Raw genomic sequence first — 25,130 nt, 5'->3', positions numbered from 1 at the left:
CGTTACGCGGGGCCATCAACTCGCTCGATAACGGAAGTTGGGGGCAGTTTTTCTATTTGGCCAGGTTCGCTTTATTGGTATCGTAACCGTCCTGGTAGACCTTCGTATAATCGCTCAGCCCCATCTTGTTCAGCGTCTCCAGGTAAGTATTCCACTCTTCGTCGATGCCGCCTTTGGCGATCCATTGGGCTTCCATTTTATCCGTGTACGTTTTGATATCCGTCTGATACTGCTCGATGCTCTTGTACTGCGCGTCCGTGAACATAATATTCGGGTACACCCAAGGCTTCATATACGGAACCAGAGCTTCGTACCACTCGTCAAAATCGGGATCCAGCTGCCCGGGCTCCGCTTTCGGCAGAATCTGCTTGTCGCGCATTTCCTGTGAGAAACCGTAGACAAAGTCATTGTAAGGCGTCTCTTTGACCTTCCATTCGCCGGCCGTATAGTTGTCCGGATTCGGGATGGTGTCATACGTGCCGTCAGCCAGCTTCTTCAGACGGTTCGGACCCTCGCGAAGCTTCATGGACATCTCCGGCTCATAAGCCCGGTCGACCCATCTCATCGTCGCCTCGGGGTATGGGTTGACCTTTGTGATGACGAACATGCCTGGAGTCATCTGCAAATTGTTGCGCGGGGTGATCTGGGAGCCGTCCGGCCCGGCGAGCGGAATCATCGGCGAGCCGTAATCCCACCGGTAGTCCGCGTTGGTGATCTGGTCGGCGCTCCAGGCGAAGAACGCTCCGACCGAAGCCTTTTTGCCGGAGGATATCTTGGCGATCAGCTGGGTGGAGTTTTGCGTCATGCTGTCCGGATCGATCAGCCCTTTTTCATACAGCGAGTGCAGGTATTTGACCGTATTTTTGAACTCCTCCGTCGCTCTGACGAATACCACCTTGTCATCCTGCACAATAAAGGTTTCGTCTATCGTATTGAAGGAACCGAACAGGTAGCCGAACCCGTACTGCGCGTCGCCGAAGACGCCGGTCAGCGGAATTTCGTTATTCGGATTGCCGTCTCCGTCCATGTCCATCGTTTTGAATGCCTCGAGAGCCTTCGTGAGCTCCTCCGTCGTCTTCGGCATCTCCAAACCGACCTTCTTCAGCCATTCCTTGTTCACCCACAGCGTGTTCCCGTCGGCATGCTTATACTCCGACATATTCGCCATCGGCAGGGAGTAAATATGCCCGTCCGGAGCTGTGATCGCCTGCCGGACTTCGGGGTATTTGTTCAGAAAATCCGTCAAATTCGGCGCGTATTTCTCGATGAGATCCTCCAGCGGAATAAACATGCCGTCCGCGCCTCCCGTCACGACCTGCGAGCTGCTGAGCTCCAGCAGCACGTCGGGAAGATCGCCGCTGGCGATAATCAGGTTGCGCTTTGTCGCCCAATCGGTGCCCGGGCTGAGGTTCCACTTAATCTGGACATTGGTCCCTTCGTTGATTTCCTTAATCGTCTCAAGCTCATTCCAATTCGTTCCTGTTCGTTCATCGTAAGTACCGGCAATGGTCAGGGATATCGGCTTATCGACAATCGGCAGCCCCGTCTCATGGAAGCCCGCGGATGCGCCTTTTGAATCGCCGCCCCCGGAACAGCCAGCCAGCAGCAGGATGGCGCTTAACACGGCCGCCATGGAACCTGCACGTTTGTTACGCATGTTCACGATCGTATTCCTCCTCAAGGCTTGTTTTGACATGAACAACATGTTGGAAAGCTTTCACCCACATGTTAGCAACCTCCGCTCGGATGAGTCCATGCACGCTCTTTTACTGTACATGTATTTTGTTTCAGCAAAGTCAGGGCCTTGTTGACGGATCGTCAAATTTTGGAAAAGCATGCCGAATGTTGTCTCCTCCCGGTTCCCATCTCTGAAACAAAGTGCATCCCAAATGAAGGATTACTGCATGTTCATGCATCTTCGCCCCTCGTATAATGAAAACCAATTCACGCTTCTTAAGCGGTGCATGGCTTAGTGGGCCGTGTTCATCCGCGGAGATTCAATGAGAAAGTAGGGGTTATATGGAAAGCCAATTGCAACGCGAAGTCATCAGAACACAGGTGCTTGTCCTTGGAGGCGGGGCCGGAGGCGTCGGGGCAGCCATTGCAGCCGCACGGGAAGGAGCGCAGACCATGATCGTGGACCGACAGGGCTTCTTGGGCGGAAACATGACGATCGGACTGCCTTTGCTGGCCTTCCTGGATGCCCAGGGACGCCAGGTCACCCGCGGCCTGCCGCAGGAAATCGTCGACCGCTTGACCCTGCTTGGCGGTTCCTTCGGACACCGGGAATGCCCGCTGCACAATTCGACGACGGTCATCGATCCCAGCTTGATGAAAATCGTCATTTTTGAAAAAATCAAACAGTACGGGGTACAGCCCCTGCTGCACTGTGAAATCATCGGAACGAACGTGAAGGATGGTGAACTGAAATCCGTTATCTTAAAGGGAAAAGGCCGGGAAATGGAGGTTTTCGCCGATGTATTCATCGATGCGACCGGGGACGGCGACGTCGCATATATGGCGGGTGCCGCGTTTGAGAAAGGGCAGTACGCGAACGGGGAAACCCAGCCGCCTACCCTTATGTTTACAGTCGGCGGCTTCGATCTTGAACGGTTCATGGATTTCCTCGGGAATCATCCGGAGGAGCTCCGGCACGGATCTTCGATGAAGATCCGCCCCGGCTATACGGCGGAGTTTCTGCGGGCCAGCGAGAATCACGTGTTCGTCGGCTTGAAAAATACGGTTTCCAGGCTCCGGCAGGAAGGCAAATGCCCGATCAGCCGCGATACAATCATCTATATCAATCTGCCCAGAGAGGGGTACATTGCCCTGAACTGCATCCGCATCCTGAATTTTGATGGGACAAAGGTCGAGGAGTTAAGCCGGGGCGAGATCGAATCGCATCTGCAGATCCTCCCCCTGATCGACATGCTGCGCGAGCACGTCCCGGGGTTTGAGCACATCTATTTGTCCTCGATTGCCCCGTTTCTGGGTATCCGTGAAACGAGACGGATCATGGGCAAGCAGATGATCCGCGAAGATGCGGCCGTGAACGGTATCATTCCGGATGACACGATCGCGCTCGGCTCCTATATTATCGACATTCACAGCGGTTCGGGCGACTCGACCGTTATCCGTTCGCTGGCCGGCCCTTACGGCATCACATACGGGGCGACGATCGCCAAAGACGTGAAACGGCTAATGCTCAGCGGCCGCTGCATCAGCGTCGACCCCGTCGTCTTCGGCTCTTCCCGGGTCATGCCCACCTGCATGGCCGTCGGCGAAGGCGTGGGCATCGGCGCCGCCTTGGCTGCAAAACAGCGCATCTCTCCGGAAGATGTCGATGTCCGGATCATCCGGCAAAAGCTCAGAGAACACGGCGCCATCCTTTCGTTAGAGGACGTTGGCGCGGCAAGCGGGACGACGAAATGATGATGTGGTGAAGGGAGCCGGAGCGACACGCCGGCCCCCTCCATCCTTTTAGCTGAATATCCACACAGGAGGCGATCACGTTGCAGGAAGCACAATTGACTTTTTTTGGCGGAGTAGGCAAATCAGGAGGCGTGCAGGTTCTGTACGGCAAAGGAAAACAGGGGCTGTTGTTCGACTTTGGCGTCGAGCACAGCAGTCTGCTGTTTCCGACCCAGGTAACGCTGTTTGAACCGGTGAATGCGACCCCCGGTCGCGAGCTGCGCCAGTTTTTGCTGGGTGGCATGACCGCCCCGCTGCCGGAGCTGTACGATGCTGAGCAGATCGAAGGCCTGGATTGGGCCGCGGTTCGGCGGGTCTGGGGAAACCGGGAATTTCCGAACTATGACCGGATTCATCTCTATATTGGACATATGCACACGGACCATATGGCGCTGCTTCCCTTTGCGCATCCGGATCTCCCCGTATATATGAGCCATGATTCGCATTCCTTGTTCCGCGGCATGGTGGCGGGCCGCCACAGCAAAGATACCCGGACCGAGATCACAACCTGCGGCGACCTGACCGTGATCGATTTCGGAGCGTTTACGATGCAGGTTGTCGAGATGGATCACAATGCGACCGGCGCATCCGGCATCATCATCGACGACGGCACCCATAGAATTGCGTATACGGGGGACTGGCGCCGGCAGGGCAAGCATCCGGATAAGATCGACCGTTTCATCCGGCTGTGCCAGAGCAAACCGATCGACGTGCTCATTACGGAAGGGACGCGCCTTACATCCGAACCCTCCACCGTTCCGCTGCAGATCACGGAATCGGCCCTGCTTGCCTCGTTCGCGGAGATCGTTCGCGAAGCAAAAGGGCTGTTGTATCTGCAGATGTCGCCGCGGGATTTAGAGCGGATGGCCGACATGATCGCGATCGCCGCAGACCAAGGAAAAAGCATCGTGATGGAGGCGTCGCTTGCCGCCGTCTGGCATACGGCAAACCGGGAAGGCGTGCGGGTGCTCCATGGACATCCGGCGCTTGACGTTCCCGTTCAAGTCATCGATGCCACCATGGCCGAAGGCATGGAGGTGCCGTACCCCGCCGTCTCTTTGGAAGAAGTGGCCGGGCGTAAGCCAGAAATGGTGTATTTATTCAAATTTCCGGACCTTGCGCATATGATTGAATTGGAGAATCTGGGAGGCCTGCAGGGTCAATCGCATTTTATTCAATCGGACTACAGCGTCAAAATCGAGCATGCTGCCGTATCCAAGTTTCTGAACGCCTACGCGATTACCGGCCTTTCCCTGTCCAATGGCGGACACGCCCATCCCGAGGCGCTCGCCAGCCTGATCGGCAGCATTGCGCCGAAAACCGTCATTACCCTGCACAGCCGGTTCCCGGAATCGCAGGACACCCGGGGCGTAAAGCCTTATTTTCCGGTAAAAGGAGAAACGGTGTCGGTCTCTTCCATCCTGGAGGCCGCAGCAAGCGGCGTAAATCGGTGAGATTCGGGCTCATTCATGGTATGGTTGGATTATAATCGGAGAAAAGCTTAGGAGGACAAATCGGTGACATCAATTACGTTTGTCAGGCATGGAATAACCGATCATAATATCGAGAACAGGGCGCAGGGGCATACGCAAAATCCGCTGAACGAAACCGGAAGAACGCAGGCTGCGCTGGTGGCCAAGCGGTTGGCCGGGGAGCATTGGGATCTGTTTATTTCCAGCGACCTGCGGCGCGCCCGGGAGACGGCCGACATCATCGCGGCCGAAATCAAGAAGCCGGTCGATTTCTACGATGTGCGTCTGCGCGAGATGGACCGCGGCAAGATCGCCGATACGACCGAAGCGGAAAGGGTCCAACGCTGGGGAGCCCGTTGGCACGAGCTGGACATGAAGCAGGAAACGGATGAGATGATGCGGGCCCGCGGCCGAAGCTTTGTGGAAGAGATGGCCGCCAGATTTCCGGGACAGAAAATTCTCGCCGTCACGCACGGCTATTTTCTGGGGCAAACCTTAAAAGAACTGATGCAGGATGAGTCGACGGGCGTCAAGCTGCGCAACACTTCCGTTACGACCATCGTTCTGAATGATACTGCCTGGACCTATTCGCTCTACGACTGTATCAAGCATTTGGAAGTGACCGGGGGCTAGCAGGCCGGGACGCGGACAGCGGGGCGCCTGTAATCACCGGCATGCATAATCGACCGGACGCCGGCGCCTTGCCCTGTCTTCCCTCACAAGGACACCAGAGCCCGGTTATACCCGGTTCTGCTCACGGTATTTGGATGGGCTCATGCCCATATTTTTGGAGAACACACGGCTTAGATACAAGCCGTTCTCATATCCGCAGCAGGTGGCAATCTGGTCCAGCGTCATATCGGTATCCAGCAGCAGCTCGGCCACTTTACTGATGCGCAAAGACCGGACAAAGTCCGAAGGTGCGATCCGGAACGACTTCCGGAACCGGCGTGTAAACTGGACGGGACTGAGGTTCAGCGAATCCGACAGCTCCCTCATGCTGAACGGGGTGTACGCGTTCTGGTAAATCCATTCGGCCGCGCGGTTCATCAGCACATCGTCCGAGTCGGCCAGCAGCTGCTGCTCATCATGGAGATGCTCTCTTTCCCACACCTCGCAGGCGAGCTGCCAGATGTCGTTCATGATCATGTCCTTGCGCAGCACATGCCGGGGTTCTGTCGCTAAATGCAGCTTTCGCAAATAGGCAAAATTGGAAACGAGACGTTTGTTGTCAAGCGGGCGCGACAAATACGTCGGCGGCGGCAGTACAGGCCCCATCCGCTCTTCCCCCACCATTTCAAAGCCGATATAGTGAAGCGCTAGTGGAGACACCATCTCCCGCTCAAAGGTGAACCCCGGCGGGCAGAACACCAAGTCTCCGGCCCCCGCCTCTCCGCGTTCCTCCCCGATCCGGTAATAAAATTTGCCCGATTCTACGGCAAACAGCACCCAGACGGCGTAACAATCCACATCCATTTCAAACTTTTCCTTACGCTCAAAATATGCATGAGAAACCAGATGCAGCGTTTGATTCCACAAGGTTGTTGTCGTCATCTATGCATCGTTCCTTTGGCCTGGAAGATAGTTTCATTGTAAATGGGTTACAGCCGGGCCTTCAATCTTTATTTTTGCCTGAAAGCATGCCATGACCGGAACCAACATCATGGGCATGCAGCTAAAGCATGGGCTCCTGCACAGTCACCTTTTTGCCCATGGGCGTATGCTGTAGGTAAAAGGAGGGCTGTTCATGCCGCTTTTGATGCAGTATACGGACATCGAAAATGAAGAGCTTCCTCTGGAAGCCTGGAAGAAAGAGGCCTGCCGGCGGTTTGCGGCCAAGATGACGGACCGGGAAGCCAGGTTCCCCTGCATTCCGGCCACACGGGCGTTCGCCCTCGGCCATCTCCGTTTCGGTTTTGCGCCCAGCCCTTGGGATGATTCGGCAGGACCGGAGCTCGCGGAGATCATTGCCGAGTATGGCAGAGCTTCTCGTGCTTACGGGGATTACTCCTCCCTGGTTGTTTTTTTCGAGGCGGAGGAGAACGTCAGAGACGTCTTGGCCTATGAAGATGCATTCTGGAACTTGCTGAACCAGGTCAGCCGTTTGGATCGTACGCCGTGGCCGGAGGACATCCCGGAAGATCCGGAACAGGCGCTGTGGGAGTTCTGCTGCGATGGCGAGCGGTATTTCGTCTACTGCGGCACCCCGGCACATACGTCCCGTCAGAGCCGAAGCTTTCCCTACTTCATGCTGGCTCTGACGCCGCGCTGGGTATTGGACCAGTGGAATGCTTACCCTGAAAAAGCAGCTGAGATCGCTCCCCGGATCCGTGCCCGCCTGGCCGCATACGATACCGCGCCGGCCCATCCGGAATTAAAGCCATACGGATCGCAGGGAAATCTTGAATACAAGCAGTATTTTCTGCGGGATGACGACACCTCGCCGGCCGGATGCCCCTTCCATCGGGCAATAAAGGAACAGGCTGGGAAGTAGAACGGTTAAATTTTGATCAAGCAGCAGAACCCCATGCGGCGGCCCTGCTGCCTTTTTTATGCCCTATGCCGCCTTGATGCACTTTTTTTAGATCATACCAGGCATCTGAGCTCCCGGCTTACTTCTCCGATGATCTCCCGAACTCCCTCCTCAATCCGTTCCGGCTGCGCCCGCGCAATGCTGATTCTTAAAAACTTCTCCCGCTCCATATAGTCCGATAAATAGAACCGCTTGCTCGAAGCGACGAGAATCTTCTTTGCGGCAAGCCGCTCAACGAGGCGTTCCAGGTTGACCCTTTTCGGCAGCTTGAACGGAACATACAACCCCGAGGACACAGGGGGGATATCGATCAGACCTGAACCATTATGCCGCAGAACCGCCTCATTCAGTTCGCGGATCCGGGCAGCATATTGGCTGCGTATCTTTCGCTTGTGCCGCTCATACATACCGCTTTTGATGTATACTTCAAGCGCTGCCTGGGACAGCTGCGATGTGTCGGCATATCTTTTGTATTCGCAAAACGTCTTCAGCAGCTTCTCCGGCAGCACGGCGGCCCCGAGCCGCAGCCCCGGGAATATTATTTTCGAGAAACTTTTCAAATAAATGACGTGCGACATGCCGCTATAGGCATAAATGGGATCTGCTCCCGGTTCTTCACCCAGATCGGCCATGTAATCGTCCTCCACGACATAAACGTCGTATTTGCCGGCCAGCCGGGCAATCGCCTTTCTTTCTTCACGGCTGAATGAAGTCCCTAGCGGGCTGTGATACCTGGACATGGTGTAGAAGAATTTGATCTGGCCGTGTTTGAACTTCTCCTCCAATTGTTGCAAATCAATGCCCGCCGTCGTCCGGGAAATGCCGCATACCGGGATGCCCTCCGCCTCTAGATATCGTAAATAGATATCGTAACTGGGCTGTTCGACCAAGATGATAGACTTCCCATTCGGGAACGGCATTTTGGCTAATATTTCGAGCGCTTGGTTCGCACCCGCCGAGACGATGATCCTCTCCTCTTGGGCAAACACCTGGTCTTCCGCGAAATGGGAAACGAGCGTATGACGGAGCATCTCCAGACCTTCGGCTTCGCCGCAGGTGAACAAATGACTCTGGTACGTGTCCAAGGCCTGGTTCAAGGCGTGCCGGAAATCCAAATACGGAAACAGGGCCGGATCGGGCGATGCCGAGTCGAAATCGATCTGCTCGCCCTCTGCAGCGGCGGGCCCTTTGCCCGGTTTCTCCACAACATAGTAGCCGCTTTGGGCGATCGAGTAAATCATGTGACGGCTCTCCAGCTCCGTGTATGCCCGTGTAACCGTGCTGACGCTGCAGCCGTACATCTTCGCCGCATTGCGGACGGAAGGCAGCTTCTGACCCGATTCGAACTGCCCTTCGCTGATTTTTCGTTCGATATCGGCAAGGATATCCAAATATTTTTTCATTTTGTTTCCTCACTCTTATAGCGTTATGTATAGAAGACGGCGCAACTGTTACGGTACACTTCGCTGAAAATGCGGTTGTTCCGGACCGCCCGGTGCCATAACATGGCGGTAAAGGATGCAAGTTCGCGAACAAGATCCTGATTATAGATTAAAGGAGTTGACCCGTTCATGTCATCAGCTGTTCAATCCGATTTTCTCACCGTCATCCGTGAGCGCCATGCCGTTCGATATTTCGATCCCACACACCATATCAATGAACAAGAAATCATGCAGCTGCTGGAGCTTGCGGGCAGCGCTCCTTCGTCCTGGAATCTGCAGCATTGGAAGTTTGTCGCCTTTACCGAAACGGATGCCAAACACAAGCTGCTTCCCGTTGCCAACGGCCAACGACAGGTCGTCGATGCATCCGTGACCGTCGCCGTGCTCGGCGACCTCGAGGCTAACCGGAATGCCGCAGCGGTGTATGGACCTGTCATAGAAGGCGGTTCTGAAGATGCTTACGCCGGCTATGCTTCTTCCCGAATCTTGTTTGATCAAATCGAAAAGGCCTATGCGGTGGACGCCTCCTCCCCCTACCGGCGCGACGAAGCGATTCGCAACGCTTCACTGGCCGCCATGCAGCTGATGCTCGCAGCCAAAGCGATGGGTCTGGACTCCGGCCCGATGGTCGGCTTCGACCCCGACGCATTCGTCAAAGCGTTTCACGTTCCGCCGCGTTATATGCCGGTCCTGCTCGTCGCGATAGGGAAAGCCATCAAGCCGGCCCGGCCGACCACCCGCTTCCCGGTGGAGCAGACGATCGTCTGGAACGGGTTTGATCCTGGCAGTGCCAATCTTTGATGCCGTTAGGCTGCCCCATCATACCACATTTTGGAACTGGTGTTGCTCTTTACGGCGAATACCAAAAAGAACCTCGGGATCTCGCCCAAGGTTCTTTAACAACATCGATTAAAAAATCGTCGGCACCATTCCCCCGTCCATCCGAATCGGAGCGCCTTTAAAGGCGGATGCATAGGGACTGCATACAAAAGCAGCCAATCTGCCGATTTCAAACGGCCGGATAAACCGCTGAATTTCGGATTGGGGCAGGCCCGCCGCCATAAACCTCTTCTCCTTTTCCGAGAAGGTCAGATCCTCGTCAGCGTACATCCCTTCAATGATTTGCTGCACATTTTCAGAGAGCGTCGGTCCCGGCATGATCGTATTCACGGTAACCTCGGTGCCTTTCGTCAATTTGGACAAGCTCTTCGACAGAGATAACAGCATCGACTTGGTCACGGCATACTGCGGCATCTGTCCCGAAGGCATCAGCGCTTCCTCGCTCGCAATAAAGAGAACCCGCCCATAATCCTGCTTCAGCATGTTGGGCAGATAGAATTTGGTCAATCCGTTGGCGGCAAGAACATTCGTACGGAAGTAGGTTTCCCATACTTCGTCGTCAACGTTCTCATAGGGCATGATCTCATAGATTCCCATATTGTTCACCAAAATATCAACCTGGGGGAATTGTTCAAATAAAGCTTCTCTTTGCCCTTTATCTACAAGATCGGCCGTCGCCTTCTGCGGAGAGGTCGCCGGGAAGTTCGCCTTGATTTCATTCACCGTTTGTTCTACCTCTGCATCGTTTCGGCCGTTAATGAGTACGTGAACACCTTCTTTGGCCAACTCAATGGCAATGGCCTTGCCGATCCCTTTCGTAGATCCTGTAACTAACGCTGTCTTATTGTGTAATCCCATATCCATAACTAAAACTCCTTTTACTCCGTATAGAGACGATATTACCTGACCAGAAGGATTCAGTAACTAGCCTATTGCGCCAATGTTCTTGCTCTACACGCCAATAAAAAAAAGATAAAACCCCGACATGCCTTAGCAAGCTGGGGTTTGGAAAACGATCGAAAATCAGGCTCTTCCCGTTGTCTTTGCTCATGAGTTTGCCCCTACATGTTCAGCACGCCAATGGGATGGAGTATCCCCTTCCCACAGACGAAAGGCCCGGTAGAACGAATTCTGGTCTTCGTATCCAACCAGGAAAGCGACCTCTTTAATATCAAGCGAAGGGTCCGCCAAATATTCCCGAGCCTGCTCGTGTCTGGCTTGCGTCAGCAGGTGCTTGAAGCTTGTGTTCTCCTCTGTAAGCCGGCGCTGCAAGGTACGGTCGCTCATTCCAAGCTCTCTGGCGACAGCCTGAATGTCGGGGCGTCCTGCCGTGAGGCTGCGCTTCAGAATCCATTTGACCGTCTCGGGGAACGAGCGGCTGCGCTGCTGCTCATCAAGCGACCGGTCCAGCGCGGGAGTCAGAATGTCCAGCAGTTCTTCGTTGTACGATAGAAAAGGACGATCCAGATCTTTCCGATGCAGTGTCAGCCGGTTGCCTTGAGCACCGATCCGGATCCGGCAGCCGAAATAATCTTCAAGGGTCCGGATATCGCCCATGGGCTGCGTAAATTCAACGGACCGTGCTTGCACAGGCTGCCCTGTCCCCCGGCGTCCAAGCTCCATGAGGCATGCCAGCGTGATGCCAACCAGGACAGGCGGGCCGGACTCCCCGGGATGCAACCAGCCCAGCTCGATGGCGCAGTGCTCTCCCTCCTCGGTGATGCACAGGCTCTCGGGGGGACACATCTGCTTGTAACGGGCCATCCGGTACAGCGCGTCACGGTAATCACGGGCATGATACGTCGCCAAGACGGTCGGCGGATATTTCGCCGTTTCAAAGACGGTCGCCAGCTGGATGATGCCTTGGGCGACGTCGCCGGCCAGCTCGGAATAAGCCTGCCAAATGGCGAAATATTGGGCCGTGGTGACCTCGGACTCTGCAATGATCGTAAGCGGAAGTCCTGCGCTGCGGACAACGTCATGCGGGGCAATCCCGAGTTGGCGGAATCCTGCCCACAGGCCCGGCGGAATTTTAATGCGTTCAGAAATATAGGAGCTCATACCTGCGGCCTCCTTTAGCAGTCGCATTCGTTGTAATCGGATAAGCGACCTTCGTCATGGATGTACAGCTATTATAGTACCTGGCCCCACCGCTCTGAAACCAGCAAAAAGTGACAGATCTTCGGCAGGCCCCAGTCTAGGCTTCTTAAACACCAAAAGACCTGCTCCTATATTAGCAGCAGGTCCCCATGGTATGAAGGCCAATTTACTCAAACGGATAACGAAGCCCCCATTGACCTCGGATCCGGTCGAGCAGCTTCATAATCGCCACCGACTCTTCAAGCGGAATAACCGAACTTTCGGTCCGCCCCTCCGCAAGGCATCTTGCCACTTCCTCGGCTTCAAACGCATAACCGAGCGATGTCCGGTCATCTTCAAAAATCTCTTCACTGCCGTTGACATATAACGCAGCTCTGGTCGCGTTCAAAAAGGAAGGAATTCGGATATACCCTTCCGTGCCGTAAATGCATGCTTCATTGTCCATATTTAGGCGTATGGCCCCGTTCAGCTGCGCGGTTTTGCCAGAGCCATAGGAGAGCAGGAGAGAGAACTGCTCGTCCACGCCAGTACTGCCGATCTGAGCGGTACTCGACACTTCCTCCGGTTCAGCTCCAAAAATCATCGATGCAAAAGACACGGGGTAAATCCCGGCATCCAGCAGCGCCCCGCCCCCAAGGCTCGGATTGAACAGTCTGCCTTCCGGATTGACGCCGGCACGGAATCCAAAATCCGCTTTGACGAGCTGAACTTCACCAATCCGCCCTTCATCCAGCCATTCCCTCACTTTGCGGATGACCGGGAGAAATCTTGTCCACATTCCTTCCATCAGAAAAACCTTGTTCTCCTTGGCATAAGATACGGCCTCTTCCAATTCGCTCGCGTTCACCGTAAATGGCTTTTCGCACAGTACGGCTTTGCCCGCTTTCAAACACAGCAGGACGTTTTCCTTATGTGCAGGATGCGGCGTCGCGACATAGATCGCGTCGATGTCCGGATCGTTTGCCAGCTCTTCGTAGCTGCCGTATGCTTTCCCGATTCCATAGTCAGCCGCAAAACGCGAAGCGCTGTCCAGCGTTCTGGAGCCTACGGCCGCAGCCTCCCCATTTTCCGCAAAAGCAAGATCCTTCGTAAACTGCGACGCAATCCAGCCCGTACCCAAAATGCCCCATTTGATCGTTTTCGGCATGTGATTGTTCCTCCTCAAAGTTAGATTCCTAATATTAGGCTACTAGTCATGGGTGATCTCATGACTCTCCAGTTTTCCTTTTGCATCGAACTGCAGTTTAAATAGAAGATCATCCACCCCTAAACCCGTTCTTCCCAAATAGTACACAAACTGGGGAACGGGACTCGTTATCCTTTGCTCGGGCTCTCCCAATAAACTGATAATTTCGTCCTGCGTCTTTCCTTTAAGATCGTTTTTTGCCAATAAATCATCGACCATATGGCTCCGCTTCCCAGGCTGATCGATCCAAGCATCCGAACTAAACCTGTTTTGGCATCCACTGAGAAATAATAGCAGCAGCAAAGAAGAGATGAGCACCAGCTTTTTCATCTTCTTTCACTCCTTGAACCCAACTGGTAATCCCTAATTCCCTTGAACATACGAAACCATTTGATACTAGCTGCATGAATGATAATGGCTATTCCTCATTTCCAAGAAGCTCTTCCAGTGAAACGGGAAATAGCGGTTTGATCAGCTCGAGTACGGCCTTCGCATACTCCTGGATTTCTTTTTGCGCATCATGCTCCAGCCGTTGAGACAGGAAGTGAGCGACGGATTGGACCGATGCCGTCCAGTACCAGCGTACATACATCCCATAAGAGGGAAGGAACAACCGGGCCTGTTCCGCGCAAATGCCGTCCGCTAGGGCGGCTTCGTACTTGGAAATGCCCAGCTCCACATAATCCATCAGCTCTTGGGTATGCTTCACGCCAAGCTCCCAATCCGCCTCTCCGCCGCTGCCCTGCTTGGAGTTTTTCGGTTGGGACCTCCACTCGCCTGCCTTGGGGATATAAAATGCAGGGTCCTCTGTTATGTATCGCCGGCTTGATTCGTTCCACGCCTCCAAGCTGTCGCCCGTCCCCTCATAATGGGCGGATCCGACCACGTATTTCCACCATTGTCTTGCGACCATTAGTGGGGCATAGACCTCGTATTGTACGATAGCATGGCGAAAAGGTGAAGTATGCCCCTCGCGGGCGAGGAACTTGATAAGCCGCACGTCACGGTCGCTTAACTCCAGCGACTGCTTGGCATAGGAGACACGGGCCGCATTGACGATCGTTAAGTCCGATCCCATATGATTCACTAAACGAACATAGCCCTGATCCAGCACTTCGATGGTCGACATACAGTCCTCCTTAAATTCATTCTACAGCAGCGCGGCACTCTATCGATGTTGTTTTTCGAAAAAAGGCCCGCCTTTCTATTTCGCTATTCGATAAAAGAAAGCCTTCCCGCCTCCAGTCCTGTCCTTCAACGATCTATAAATGGCTCTGCCGGCGCTGGCGGTACTGCCCCGGGGAAATCCCCGTACGGTCCCGGAACAGCCTCCCAAAAAAACTCGCGCTCGGAATGCCGACCTGTTCCGCCACCTCCTGCACCGTCAGCGACGTCTGCTCCAGCAGGACCATCGCCTGGCTGATCCGCAAATGCTGCACATACTGAAGGGGCGTCATGCCCGTATACTTTTTCAGGCAGCGGGTGATATGGTCGAACTGAAAATGCAGCGCCTCCTCAAGCTCCTCCGAGCGGAAAGGCTCATTCCAGCTGCGCTGCAGATAGCTGACCGTCTCCCGGGCGAGAGCGGCCGAGCGCGAGCCCGGCCTGCGGCCCAAATCCGCCTGCAGCAGTTCAAGCAGGTCGCAGAACAGCACCTGCAGCTTCAAGGACTGCTCCACGGCAAAACCGCGATGCAGCTCCACCATCCGGTCCAGCAGAGGCTGGAGCAGGTGAAAAGGGGCATCGCCGAATTTGGGCAGATACATCGTTTGCTCTGCCGGATACTCGTCGCTGTCCTGCCCTTGAGGGAGCACCGCCGACCAGGGAATATCCTCCGCCTCCATCCGGCGCAGGGGCTCCGGGTGCCGGAAGTGCACCCAATACACCGCCGTCGGCTCCGAACAGGCCTGTGTGCCCGAATGGGTACGACCCGGCTCGAGCAGCAGCAGCTGGCCGTCCTGAATGACATATTCGGTATCGTCTTCCTGCATATACATGGCGCCCTTTTTGACCAGAATCATGTCATAGGCGTCAAAGCTGCGGGTCTGATGCCGGCTCCCAGGTGCCCATACGGCGCGCCCGACGGTCAGAAGCGACGGCAGCGGCGGAATCGCCAGCTCGAGGCATTTCATGGGCTTCCTCTACCTCCTGCTTAAGTCGATATCGTGGCAGATCTTTCTAATCTTCAAATTCATCCTAGCATAATATGCTGATCCGGTCATTTCTTCAAAGTCGATATCGGACAGAACAAAGTCGTTATTCCGCATGGAAGCGGTATCAAATTTCCTTTACTTTAGGGGTAAGCACACAGCCGTTTCATATCCCTGCTTATTGAATGGAGGAACATATACCATGCGTATGCGCCAGGTTCATCTCGACTTTCATACGTCCGAGGCGATTCATCCCATCGGCACCCGCTTCAGCAAAGAACAGTTTCAGCAGACGCTGAAGCTTGGCCATGTCGATTCGATTACCGTGTTTTCCAAATGCCATCACGGATGGGCCTACCATCCCTCCGAAGCGAACGTCACGCATCCGGGACTGTCCTTCGACCTGCTCGGCGCCATGATCGAAGCCGCCCATGAGATCGGGGTACGGACTCCCGTCTACCTGTCCGCCGGCCTTGACGAGCGGCTCGCCGTCCGTCATCCCGAATGGCTCATCCGCGAGCGCTTCAGCCGCGAAGGCGACCTGTTCACCCCGGGATACCATCAGCTCTGCCTGAATACGCCTTATCTGGACATTCTGCTGTCCCAGATTGAAGAAGTCGCGGTGCGCTACGATGCCGACGGCATCTTTCTGGACATCGTCGGGGTGCGGGAGTGCTACTGCGCCACCTGCGTAGCAGCAGCCCGGGAGCAGGGGATCGACCCGCGGGACAAAAGCGCCATGCGCCCGCTCTGGGAGCAAACCTACGCCAATTACACCAGCCGCGTTAAAGAAACGGTGCACCGGCACAAACCCGGACTGCCGATCTTCCATAACGGTGGTCACATCCGCCGCGGACGCCGCGACCTTGCGCACATGAACTCACATCTCGAGCTGGAGTCGCTGCCGACCGGGGGCTGGGGCTACGACCACTTCCCTCTGTCCGCCCGCTACGCCCAGACGCTGGGCATGCCGTTCCTGGGCATGACCGGCAAATTTCATACCACCTGGGGCGAATTCGGCGGCTATAAGCACCCGAACGCCCTGCGGTATGAAGCCGCGCTCAGCCTGGCAAACGGAGCGGCCTGCTCCATCGGTGACCAGCTGCATCCGCTGGGCGCGATGGATGAAGCCACCTACCGGCTGATTGGCGAGGCCTATGCCGAAGTCGAGGCCAAGGAACAGTGGTGCCATGATGCCGTTAACATCGCCGACGTGGCGCTGCTGTCGGTGGAAGCGGCCGGTACCCATCAGGCGACAGGCGGCCACGACAGCTTCACCGGCGATCCTGACGCCGGCGCGGTGCGCATGCTGCTGGAAGGGCATATCCTGTTCGACGTCGTCGACCTGGAAGCCGACTTCAGCCCGTATGCCGTCCTGATCCTGCCCGACCGGATCCGGGTCAATGATACGATCCTGGCCAAGCTGGACAGCTATCTGGCTGGCGGCGGGCGCATCCTCGCTACGGGCGAGTCGGGCCTGAAGCTGGACGGCAGCGGATTTGCCATCGACTTGGGCGTTCACCACGCCGGCGTCAATCCGTTCCGTCCGGATTACTACCATCCGCAGCATCCGCTGGCGAGCCTGCAGGAATCGGCGTTTATTTTCTATTCGGAGGGGCAGAAAGTAACGCTTGCCGAGGGCGGAACCGAGCTTGGCAAACGGGAAAATCCGTATTTCAACCGCGATGCCTTCACGTTCTGCTCCCACCAGCATACGCCGAACAGCGGAGAGTATGGCGGGCCGGGCATGGTGGAGCATGCGAACGGAATCTATATCGCCTGGAACGTATTTGAAGACTATGCTACCAAGGGAAGCCTCGTTTTAAAGGAAACCGTCCTGTACGCGTTGAACCGTCTGCTGCCGGAGAAGACGCTGCGTACGAACCTTCCCGCGCAGGGAGTAACAACGGTTCAGCATCAGCCGGACCAGAAGCGTTATGTGCATCATTCACTGTATGCCTCGCCGGTGAAGCGCGGGCGTAACATTGAAGTGATCGAGGACCTGCTCCCGATCCGCGGGACGACCGCAGAGCTGCGGATTGCCGAGCAGGTGACGGGTGTATACCTGGCGCCGCAGATGACGCCTATCGATTTCCGCCAGCAGAACGGCGTCGTCACGTATGAGCTGCCGGAGTGGCAGTGCCACCAAATGGTCGTTCTGGATTATGGCAGCCCGGAACATCATTAACAGGGCAGCGGCAACCTGTCTCCACCTGAGACACAGGCCAGCATCTCGCAAATGCCTGCTTACTCGCAAACACACGCTTACTCGTAACACACTTGCTCACTCGCAAACCAAAGAACCCGGGGCATTTCTAAGCTGCTCCGGGTTCTTTTTCCGCCTTATTTCCGGCCGAAATCCGCCTTGATCTCGCCCCATTCCTCGGTCTTCCACTTCACGATTTTGTTCTCGTACTTGTTCTCGTGCAGCCACTGTACAGCGCGGTCCGTCAGCTCCCAAATCTTCCGCGTCTTCTCGGTGCGGGCCAGCGTCGTCGCCGGCTTTTTGTTGCGCACCCAGGCCAGCGCCGTTTTCGAGTCGGTGTAAATGGTCTTCTTGCTCCCCTTCTGCTTCAAATACGCCAGCGCATGGACGATCGCGATAAATTCGCCCAGGTTGTTCGTTCCATTTTCAACCGGCCCGACATAGAACAGAATTTCCCCGGTCCGCGTATCAACGCCTTTGTACTCGACCGGTCCGGGATTGCCGCGCGTACCGACATCCACCGAGATGCTGTCGTAATCAATTTCTTCCATCGAAGCTGCCGACACGGAAGACTTGCCGGATTTGGCCGCCTTGGCCGCATAACCCCCGGCTGAGCCCGATGCCTTGGCCTTGCCCCAGTTTTTCTTCCATCCGCCCGCATAAGCTGCTTCCGCCTCCGCACGCGATTCGTAGGACTTGTATTTGGCGTCCGTATACCCGTTCACCTGAGCCTGGCATTCCGGCCAAGACGTAAAGATTCCCGGCTTATGCCCTTCCCAGACGACGTAAAATTTTTGCTTTGCCATAACTCGAATTTGCTCCTATCTGCTTCTGCATCTTTTTCCCCATCTACAGCGACGTTCTTCCAAGCAGACGGTTATAGCGCCAGACCCGTTCCTTCAAACGCCCGGATGGCTTCCTTAACTTCCTCCGGCAGCGGGGTGCTCTTCCCGCTCTTCGTTTCAATCAGCACAACCGCTCCGCGCCCGGCCGCCTTCAACGCGTCTGAAGCGACGACGGCATACTCAATGTCCAGGGAGGAGCGCCCGATCGACGCCACCCGCACATGAAGCTGCACCGGATCGCTGCGGTACATCTGGGCGAGATATTGACATTCGAGGTCGGCGACCACCATGACCTTCTCCTCGCCGAACAAGTCGGCAAAAAAACCAAGCTGCTCGAAATATTCGATTCTTCCCTGTTCAAAATACATAAAATAGCTGACGTTATTCACATGTCCAAGCATATCCGTCTCGCAGTAGCGAACCTTGATCGGGATCGAAAAATGAAACTTTTGCAGCCAGCCGGCAGCATCCGGCTGAATAAAGCTTTCCCTTTTCATCAAAATGTCTCCTTTGCAGACCCGATGTTACCTGCCAGCCGTACAAGCACATGAGATCCCTTCGGCTTGACCGCTTAGCCGGATCAGGCCCCGATTTGCTGCTGTCTGATGCCCATTATAGCAAAAAATGCTCCCCCCTTTCAGCAATTATCGCGGCGCCAGCTCTTCTCTCCGCATCGTATGATCTAAAGAAATAGTCAGGCGGAACCCGTGATCAAAGCATCATTAGAAACGTTGTCCTTTGCCGATTCTGCCCGCTCAGGTATTGACAGGACCGGGATTTGTTTTAACATGTGAAGAACAGCATGTATCCGACTGCGGATCAAGAGAGAGAGGGAACCAGATGATCATTGATATCGAGAACATTACGTGGAGAAGCGGACAGCATACGCTAATGAAAAATGTAAGCTGGCAGGTGAAGCCCGGCGAGAACTGGGCGCTCCTGGGCCTGAACGGCTCGGGCAAAACGACGCTGCTGAACATCGTCAACGGTTATATTTGGCCGTCCGAGGGCTCGGTCAGCGTGCTGGGACACCGCTTCGGGGAAGTGGACCTGCGCGAGCTGCGCAAAACGATCGGCTGGGTCAGTAACTCTTTTCAGGAGCGTCTGTACGGATCGGACCGCACCCAGAACATCGTCGTCAGTGGCAAACACGCCACGGTGGGCCTGTACGACAAAACGAGCGATGAGGACTACGACCGGGCACGCGAGTTGATGGAAACGATGAATTGCGGCCATTTGTGGGACCGCGAATACCGTACCTGCTCGCAGGGCGAGAAGCAGAAGCTGCTCATTGCCCGCGCGCTGATGGCCAATCCACGCATCCTGATTCTGGACGAGCCGTGCAACGGGCTGGATCTGTTTTCCCGGGAGAAGCTGCTGGACAGCATCCGGGAGCTGACCCTGCAGCCAAACGCGCCGACGCTCATTTACGTTACGCACCACACCGAGGAAATTTTGCCGGCGTTCAGCCACGTGCTGCTGATGAGACGCGGCGAGGCGGTCTGCAGCGGACGGACCGAAGACGTGCTGACCGCGGACACGCTCAGCGACCTGTTCGAATCCCCGGTGGAGGTCGACCGTCACGGAGACCGGGTATACGTGCGCGTAGCGGAATAGGCCAGCTATTACAGGGCGGATCAAAAAGGAGGGCTTCGTTGATCGAAGTTCCTCCTTTTTTGTGTACCTGTACCATCCGGGCTTGTCCGGCTTGCCCAGAATAAGTTATCAAATAAACGTTTTGATAATCGGCTCAAAGTTCCCGCTCTGTAAGCCGATATTCTAGTAAGGAAATCATTTCCTGAACTTGTTTTATATTTCGAGACAAAGGGGATATTTTTACAGCATGAAAAAATGGTTAACCGCATTACTTATGATGTGCTTCACCTGGGTGTGCCTTACGCCATCCGCGCCTGCTTCCGCCGCTTCAGCCGTTAAAAACGTCGTGATCGTTGATGCAAGAAGCGGCTATTCCTTCCTGCCGGTCCGTTCCCTCAGCGAATTCAACGGCGTGACCACCCAGTGGAACGATGCTGCCAAGCAGCTTGACTTTTTCCAGGGAAACCACCGTCTTACGCTTCACCTCGCACAGAAGTCCGCCGCTTTCGACGGCGTCAGCTTCTCTCTTGCCGCCGCCCCGTTCCGCGAGAACGGCTCGGTTTATGTACCGCTGTCGCTCATCGTCAGCAAGCTCGGCGTTGAAGCCAGTTGGCGGAAGGACGTTGCAGCCGTCAAGCTGACCAGGGAAGGAGTGGAACACTACCTCCCCTACGTTACCCGAAGCGTGGGACAAGCCCTAAAAAATCCAATCGTGAACGCGCGCCAAACGTTTAAGGTCGGCGGCAGATCCTTTTCCGCCCAGACGGTGACGATCGACCTGCTGCATCCGAAGATTCAGCTGGATGTCGTACTCGCCGGGAATACGCCCGGCAAGGTCGAGGACCTTTCCAGCATCGCTAAGCGCAGCGGCGCGAAAGTGGCCGTCAACGGCACCTTTTTTGACGCCTACACCAGCGGCGCCTACAAGGCTCCTTACGGTTATATCGTAAGCCATGGCACCGTCAAGATGCCAAGTCCCGGCGACAAGCGGTCGATCTTCGCTTATGACGCCGACCACTTGGCGCGGATCATCGCCGGTCCCGATTTTGGCCAGGCTTTTGAGCAGGGATGGATCGAAGGCGGCCTTCAGGCCGGACCGCGGCTGGTTGTGAACGGCAAAGTTTCGCTGGACGTGAAGAAGGAAGGCTTTAAAGATCCGAAGATCCTTACGGGGGGAGGCGCCCGCAGCGCGCTCGGCATTACCCGGGATCACCGGCTGATCCTGCTGACCACCGGGGGAGCTACTATTCCCCAGTTGGCGGAAATCATGAAGAAGGCCGGAGCTTACCAGGCCATGAACCTGGATGGGGGAGCTTCGAGCGGTTTGTACTTTAACGGCAAGTACCTGACCACCCCAGGCCGGAAAATCAGCAATGCGCTTGTCGTGAAATATCAATAAGACAGGGGCGCCCTGCCCTGCCTATCGGAAATAGCCTGAAGCGAATACGCTCCAGGCTTATCGTTTTTAAGCCATAAAAATACCCCCAGACCGCTTTCAACGGACTGGAGGTATAGACTCAATAACGGAATTATTCGGCCGTGACCGCCTTCCCCGGCTTCACGTTCGCATTCCCCGACGGGGCGTTCGCTTCCGGTGTCTGGTTGGTGGAACGAAGCGGCAGTTCTTTCAGGAAGAACACGAGCACCAGAGCCACGACAAGCACCAACGTACCTGTAAGGAACACAGTGGAAAGCGTATCCCCCAGCGCGTGCCGGATGCTGTCGATCATTTGCACGAACAGTGCTCTAGCTTGCTCGGGCAGGCTCGCTTCCGTCTTTTCGACCAGCGGCTTGTTCATGAGTGTCTGCGGATTGGCGAAAGCGAGCAAGCTCTGTGCCGTCTTCGGATCCAGGGAACTGAAGTCCGGAGCACTCGGGGACTGCAGCGCTTCTTTCAAATGCTTCGTCAAACTGTTTGACATAACCGTACCCATCACGGCGATACCGATCGTACCGCCAAGGTTACGGAACAGCTGCGTCGATGCGGTAACGACACCGAGTTCCTTATGCGACACCGCATTTTGCGTTGCCAGCGAGAAGACCGGCATCCCGAGTCCCAGGCCAATACCGAAGATGATCGTGCTGACGATCGTCATCGCGATGTTGTCCATAAAGATCATCAGGCTCATGCCAATAATCATAACCGGCATCCCGATCAGGGCAAAGCGCTTGTATTTCCCGATCTTGGCGATCAACTGACCGGTAATGGCACTCGTGATGACCATGCACAGCGACATCGGCAGCGTGACATAACCCGCATAAGTCGGAGAAATGGCCAGTACGCCCTGCACGTAGAAGGAAATATAAATCATGGCCCCCATCAAGCCGAAGTTCATAATAAAGCCGATCAAGTTCGAAACCGTCACCACGCCGTTTTTAAACAAGTGCAGCGGGAGAATCGGTTCCTTCACCTTGGTTTCCACAAAAATAAAAATGAGTGCAGATACAACGGTTACTCCAAGGAGACTAAGAATCTGCCAAGATCCCCATTCGTACTCGGTACCCGCCCAAGAGAAGGCGAGAAGCAGCGGAACGATCGTCGTCGTCAGGAATAAGGAACCCACATAATCGACGCTCTGTCCGTGCTTGCGGTCCACTTTCGGGAACAGCGTCAGAATCATAATAAAAGCGACAACACCGAGCGGCAGGAAGATCCAGAACAGCCAGTGCCAGTCGATGTGATCTACCAGATAACCGCCAAGCGTCGGTCCCAGGACACTGGAGAAACCGAACACCGCCGTCATAAGGCCCATCCATTTGCCGCGTTCGCGTGGAGGGAACAAGTCCCCTACCGCCGTAAAGGCTGTCGACTGGATGATACCGGCGCCGATCCCTTGAATCCCGCGGTAAACGATGAATTGGTACACGTTATCCGAAGTACCCGTTAAGAAGGCACCTACCATGAAAAATAGGATACCGATCAGAATGAATGGCTTGCGTCCAAACATATCCGACAATTTACCGACCAGAATCGTCGCAATCGTCGAAGTTAACAAATAAATATTAATCGTCCATGTATAGTAATCCATACCATCCAGGATCGCGATAATGCGCGGCATCGCCGTGCTTGTGATCGTCTGGTTAATGGCCGCAAAAAACATCGCGGCCATAATCGCGATCATGATGGTTACTTTACGCTTCAGCGTTAAATGTTCCATGTACCTCTTTCACCTCTATACTTCATGATGATCTATATTCAAAAGCATTAATGAGAAGATCCTTCTCAAATGCTGTACATCCTCTTCGGACAACATTTCAAAGAACACCGTAATGATTTCTTCCTGGTCTTCAACAATTTGCCGGATCGTGGACATCCCTTTCTCCGTGATGGAGGAATACACCACCCTCCGGTCGTCCTCGGCCCTTTCCCTGTTTACATAACCGGAAGCAAGGAGCTTATCCGTCAGGCTCGTTATGGCGGGCGACGTCAGGCCCAGCAATTCCGCCAGTTCGGATACCTTCAGTGGGCCCCGGAGCTTCAATGCATACAATACCTGAAACTGGGGAAAAGTCAGATTATACTGTTTGGCGCTGTTTTTGTTCCATTCATGGGACATACTTTTCAGCAGTGACCGGAACATCGCCGCCACTTCAAACAATTGTTCATTTCTGGACAAACGGTTGACCTCCTTGGCGTGGTATGGATCTGTGACCATCCGCGTCGTATTGCCGCAGTTACATTAGGACACTAATTAATTATTTGTTAATAGATAAATTTTTAATCAATTAGTAACTTAATCATTAAATACTTAAGTAATATTACGCCTCCGCGGCCGGATAGTCAAGAGGCGGTATAAGGGAGGCTTGTCCTTTTTTTAGCATAAAAAGAGGTGCTCCCCTTTCTCATGTAGCGCCCTATTTTTCAAAATAACCGTCTTCTCAACAAAAAAAGCCACCCTTTGCGAGGGTGACCTTTTTGTCTGAATTCGTCGTACTTTGAGGCTGTGCTGCATCGACGGAAATCGTCCCTGTTTGACAACAAAGACAGTTTCCGACTCTTTTATTCCGGCTTAGGGAAATCGTGTGTCTTCAAAAAATCGAGCGCGTTGTACACCATAACCGCCGCTTCAGCACGGGTTACCTGATCTTGGGGACGGAAGTTGCCGCTGCTGTCCAGGTCGGCGATGCCCCAGGCGAGCGCACGCTGAATAGCCCCCTGATACTCAGGCGTCATTTTGCTCTCATCCGCGATATCTTTGGGTACCAAATTGATCATCGGCAGGTTGCCCTTCTTTTCCACCGTATCGATCAGATACTGTGTGAAAGCTTCGCGCGTCATGCCTTGACTAGGCTGGATATCAGCCGGAAGGGCGATGCCATGGTTGGTTACCGTTAAAAAAGCTGGAGCAAACCAAGCGCCTGTCTTCACGTTGGCCAGGGCTGCGGCTTCACTTCCCTCGGCAGCCTTCGTGACCGGCACGTCAGCCAGCACGTTTGCCAGCAGCTGGACGCCTTCCGCGTTCGTCAGCTGTGCCTGCGGCCGGAAGGCCGATTCACTGTCGCCCTTCAGCAGCTTCTGCTGCTGGAGCGCAGCGATTTTATCGGCACCGGCGACTCCCGCCAAATCCGTAAAGCCCTCTCCTGCCGCGAACACGGACCCGCCGATCGCCAGGGATAATGCCAGGGCTGCCACACTTCCTGATACAACTTTCTTCTTCATCTAGCCACACCTTCTTCGGGAAAATTTGGTCTTGTCTTTCCTACAGACGCAAATAAAATATGGAAGGTTGCACCATGGAAAAATCTCCGAACTAGTTACAACCGCTCCAAAACAAAAAAACGCCTTTCGGCGTTATCTTTCTATGTATGGAGCGGGTGATGGGAATACTCAACATCCCGATTTAAAAAGCGTACCTTCGGCCGCCACAGAGGTAGATGTTGACGCGCGTCCTGAGCGGGTGCTTCATTGAAGCAGCACGGACGGTCGTACCCACGCTGCCTGGCTTCTCTCCCACACAACCGCTCCAAAACAAAAAAACGCCTTTCGGCGTTATCTTTTATGTATGGAGCGGGTGATGGGAATACTCAACATCCCGATTTAAAAAGCGTGCCTTCGGCCCGCCACAGAGGTAGATGTTGACGCGCGTCCTGAGCGGGTTCCTTCATTGAAGCAGCACGGACGGTCGTACCCACGCTGCCTGGCTTCTCTCCCACACAACCGCTCCAAAACAAAAAAACGCCTTTCGGCGTTATCTTTTATGTATGGAGCGGGTGATGGGAATCGAACCCACGCTATCAGCTTGGAAGGCTGAAGTTCTACCATTGAACTACACCCGCAGATTCTCCGTG

At 54.8% G+C, this 25,130-nt stretch carries 22 protein-coding genes and 1 tRNA gene; 8 read left to right on the top strand and 15 right to left on the bottom strand.

Annotation, left to right across the window (positions count from 1 at the left end):
- Positions 1-52: 52 nt before the first annotated feature.
- A complete protein-coding gene (locus FHS19_RS30280; RefSeq protein WP_246426926.1) occupies positions 53-1,657 on the bottom strand; it encodes an extracellular solute-binding protein in 1,605 nt (534 codons plus the stop codon).
- 362 nt (positions 1,658-2,019) lie between these two features.
- On the opposite strand from FHS19_RS30280, the gene FHS19_RS30275 reads away from it, so the two are divergent.
- The 3 genes from FHS19_RS30275 (at position 2,020) to FHS19_RS30265 (ending at position 5,576) form a co-directional block, all read left to right on the top strand.
- Positions 2,020-3,432 carry an FAD-dependent oxidoreductase gene (locus tag FHS19_RS30275; RefSeq protein WP_183586399.1) on the top strand — a complete coding sequence of 471 codons (1,413 nt, stop codon included), beginning with the start codon at positions 2,020-2,022 and terminating at the stop codon, positions 3,430-3,432.
- An 80-nt stretch (positions 3,433-3,512) separates the two neighbouring features.
- A complete protein-coding gene (locus FHS19_RS30270) occupies positions 3,513-4,925 on the top strand; it encodes an MBL fold metallo-hydrolase (RefSeq protein WP_183586397.1) in 1,413 nt (470 codons plus the stop codon).
- A 63-nt stretch (positions 4,926-4,988) separates the two neighbouring features.
- Entirely contained in the window at positions 4,989-5,576 is a 588-nt protein-coding gene (locus FHS19_RS30265; RefSeq protein WP_183586395.1) for a histidine phosphatase family protein, read from the top strand.
- Between the two features lie 105 nt (positions 5,577-5,681).
- Here the strand turns inward: FHS19_RS30265 and FHS19_RS30260 are convergent, their stop codons facing one another.
- Entirely contained in the window at positions 5,682-6,497 is an 816-nt protein-coding gene (locus FHS19_RS30260; RefSeq protein WP_183586393.1) for a helix-turn-helix domain-containing protein, read from the bottom strand.
- A 193-nt stretch (positions 6,498-6,690) separates the two neighbouring features.
- On the opposite strand from FHS19_RS30260, the gene FHS19_RS30255 reads away from it, so the two are divergent.
- Positions 6,691-7,437 carry a YqcI/YcgG family protein gene (locus FHS19_RS30255; RefSeq protein ID WP_246426911.1) on the top strand — a complete coding sequence of 249 codons (747 nt, stop codon included), beginning with the start codon at positions 6,691-6,693 and terminating at the stop codon, positions 7,435-7,437.
- A 92-nt stretch (positions 7,438-7,529) separates the two neighbouring features.
- On the opposite strand, the gene FHS19_RS30250 is transcribed toward FHS19_RS30255, so the two are convergent.
- Positions 7,530-8,879, bottom strand: a complete 1,350-nt coding sequence (locus FHS19_RS30250; protein WP_183586391.1) for an aminotransferase-like domain-containing protein — start codon at positions 8,877-8,879, stop codon at positions 7,530-7,532.
- A 168-nt stretch (positions 8,880-9,047) separates the two neighbouring features.
- On the opposite strand from FHS19_RS30250, the gene FHS19_RS30245 reads away from it, so the two are divergent.
- The gene (locus tag FHS19_RS30245; protein WP_183586389.1) at positions 9,048-9,719 is read left to right on the top strand and encodes a nitroreductase family protein; all 672 of its coding nucleotides are present in this window, start codon (positions 9,048-9,050) and stop codon (positions 9,717-9,719) included.
- Between the two features lie 108 nt (positions 9,720-9,827).
- Here FHS19_RS30245 and FHS19_RS30240 read toward each other — a convergent pair whose 3' ends face one another.
- The 6 genes from FHS19_RS30240 to FHS19_RS30215 form a co-directional block, all read right to left on the bottom strand.
- Complete coding sequence (locus FHS19_RS30240) at positions 9,828-10,622, bottom strand: SDR family NAD(P)-dependent oxidoreductase (RefSeq protein WP_183586387.1); 795 nt, start codon at positions 10,620-10,622, stop codon at positions 9,828-9,830.
- A gap of 183 nt (positions 10,623-10,805) precedes the next feature.
- A complete protein-coding gene (locus FHS19_RS30235) occupies positions 10,806-11,819 on the bottom strand; it encodes an AraC family transcriptional regulator (protein WP_183586384.1) in 1,014 nt (337 codons plus the stop codon).
- 205 nt (positions 11,820-12,024) lie between these two features.
- Positions 12,025-13,005, bottom strand: coding sequence for a Gfo/Idh/MocA family protein (locus FHS19_RS30230; RefSeq protein ID WP_183586382.1), 981 nt, complete (start codon positions 13,003-13,005; stop codon positions 12,025-12,027).
- Between the two features lie 42 nt (positions 13,006-13,047).
- Positions 13,048-13,374, bottom strand: coding sequence for a hypothetical protein (locus FHS19_RS30225; protein WP_183586380.1), 327 nt, complete (start codon positions 13,372-13,374; stop codon positions 13,048-13,050).
- Between the two features lie 88 nt (positions 13,375-13,462).
- Positions 13,463-14,173 carry an FAD-dependent thymidylate synthase gene (thyX, locus tag FHS19_RS30220; RefSeq protein WP_183586378.1) on the bottom strand — a complete coding sequence of 237 codons (711 nt, stop codon included), beginning with the start codon at positions 14,171-14,173 and terminating at the stop codon, positions 13,463-13,465.
- A gap of 133 nt (positions 14,174-14,306) precedes the next feature.
- Entirely contained in the window at positions 14,307-15,176 is an 870-nt protein-coding gene (locus tag FHS19_RS30215; RefSeq protein ID WP_183586376.1) for an AraC family transcriptional regulator, read from the bottom strand.
- 220 nt (positions 15,177-15,396) lie between these two features.
- Here FHS19_RS30215 and FHS19_RS30210 point away from each other — a divergent pair, with 220 nt between their 5' ends.
- A complete protein-coding gene (locus FHS19_RS30210; RefSeq protein WP_183586374.1) occupies positions 15,397-17,382 on the top strand; it encodes an alpha-amylase family protein in 1,986 nt (661 codons plus the stop codon).
- A 155-nt stretch (positions 17,383-17,537) separates the two neighbouring features.
- On the opposite strand, the gene rnhA is transcribed toward FHS19_RS30210, so the two are convergent.
- Entirely contained in the window at positions 17,538-18,206 is a 669-nt protein-coding gene (gene rnhA / locus FHS19_RS30205; RefSeq protein ID WP_183586372.1) for a ribonuclease H, read from the bottom strand.
- A gap of 71 nt (positions 18,207-18,277) precedes the next feature.
- Entirely contained in the window at positions 18,278-18,742 is a 465-nt protein-coding gene (locus FHS19_RS30200; RefSeq protein WP_183586370.1) for an acyl-CoA thioesterase, read from the bottom strand.
- 343 nt (positions 18,743-19,085) lie between these two features.
- Here FHS19_RS30200 and FHS19_RS30195 point away from each other — a divergent pair, with 343 nt between their 5' ends.
- Positions 19,086-19,862 carry an ABC transporter ATP-binding protein gene (locus tag FHS19_RS30195; protein WP_183586368.1) on the top strand — a complete coding sequence of 259 codons (777 nt, stop codon included), beginning with the start codon at positions 19,086-19,088 and terminating at the stop codon, positions 19,860-19,862.
- A 226-nt stretch (positions 19,863-20,088) separates the two neighbouring features.
- Entirely contained in the window at positions 20,089-21,240 is a 1,152-nt protein-coding gene (locus FHS19_RS30190) for a phosphodiester glycosidase family protein (RefSeq protein WP_183586366.1), read from the top strand.
- Between the two features lie 130 nt (positions 21,241-21,370).
- Here FHS19_RS30190 and FHS19_RS30185 read toward each other — a convergent pair whose 3' ends face one another.
- From FHS19_RS30185 to FHS19_RS30170, 4 genes are all read right to left on the bottom strand, one after another.
- Positions 21,371-22,999 (bottom strand): MDR family MFS transporter, encoded by a 1,629-nt coding sequence (locus FHS19_RS30185; RefSeq protein ID WP_183586358.1) that lies wholly within the window; start codon positions 22,997-22,999, stop codon positions 21,371-21,373.
- Between the two features lie 15 nt (positions 23,000-23,014).
- On the bottom strand, positions 23,015-23,458 hold the full coding sequence (locus FHS19_RS30180; RefSeq protein ID WP_183586356.1) for a MarR family winged helix-turn-helix transcriptional regulator: 444 nt from the start codon (positions 23,456-23,458) through the stop codon (positions 23,015-23,017).
- 383 nt (positions 23,459-23,841) lie between these two features.
- Positions 23,842-24,501: an S-layer homology domain-containing protein gene (locus tag FHS19_RS30175; protein WP_183586354.1), complete on the bottom strand. Its 660-nt coding sequence runs from the start codon at positions 24,499-24,501 to the stop codon at positions 23,842-23,844.
- A gap of 543 nt (positions 24,502-25,044) precedes the next feature.
- A tRNA-Gly gene (locus FHS19_RS30170) sits at positions 25,045-25,118 on the bottom strand.
- Positions 25,119-25,130: the final 12 nt, after the last annotated feature.

Origin of the sequence: Paenibacillus rhizosphaerae (assembly GCF_014192015.1) — a bacterium.
GTDB lineage: Bacteria > Bacillota > Bacilli > Paenibacillales > Paenibacillaceae > Paenibacillus_AQ > Paenibacillus_AQ rhizosphaerae.
The sequence above is the reverse complement of the archived record's forward strand: the minus strand, read 5'-3'. Positions and strand labels throughout refer to the sequence as shown.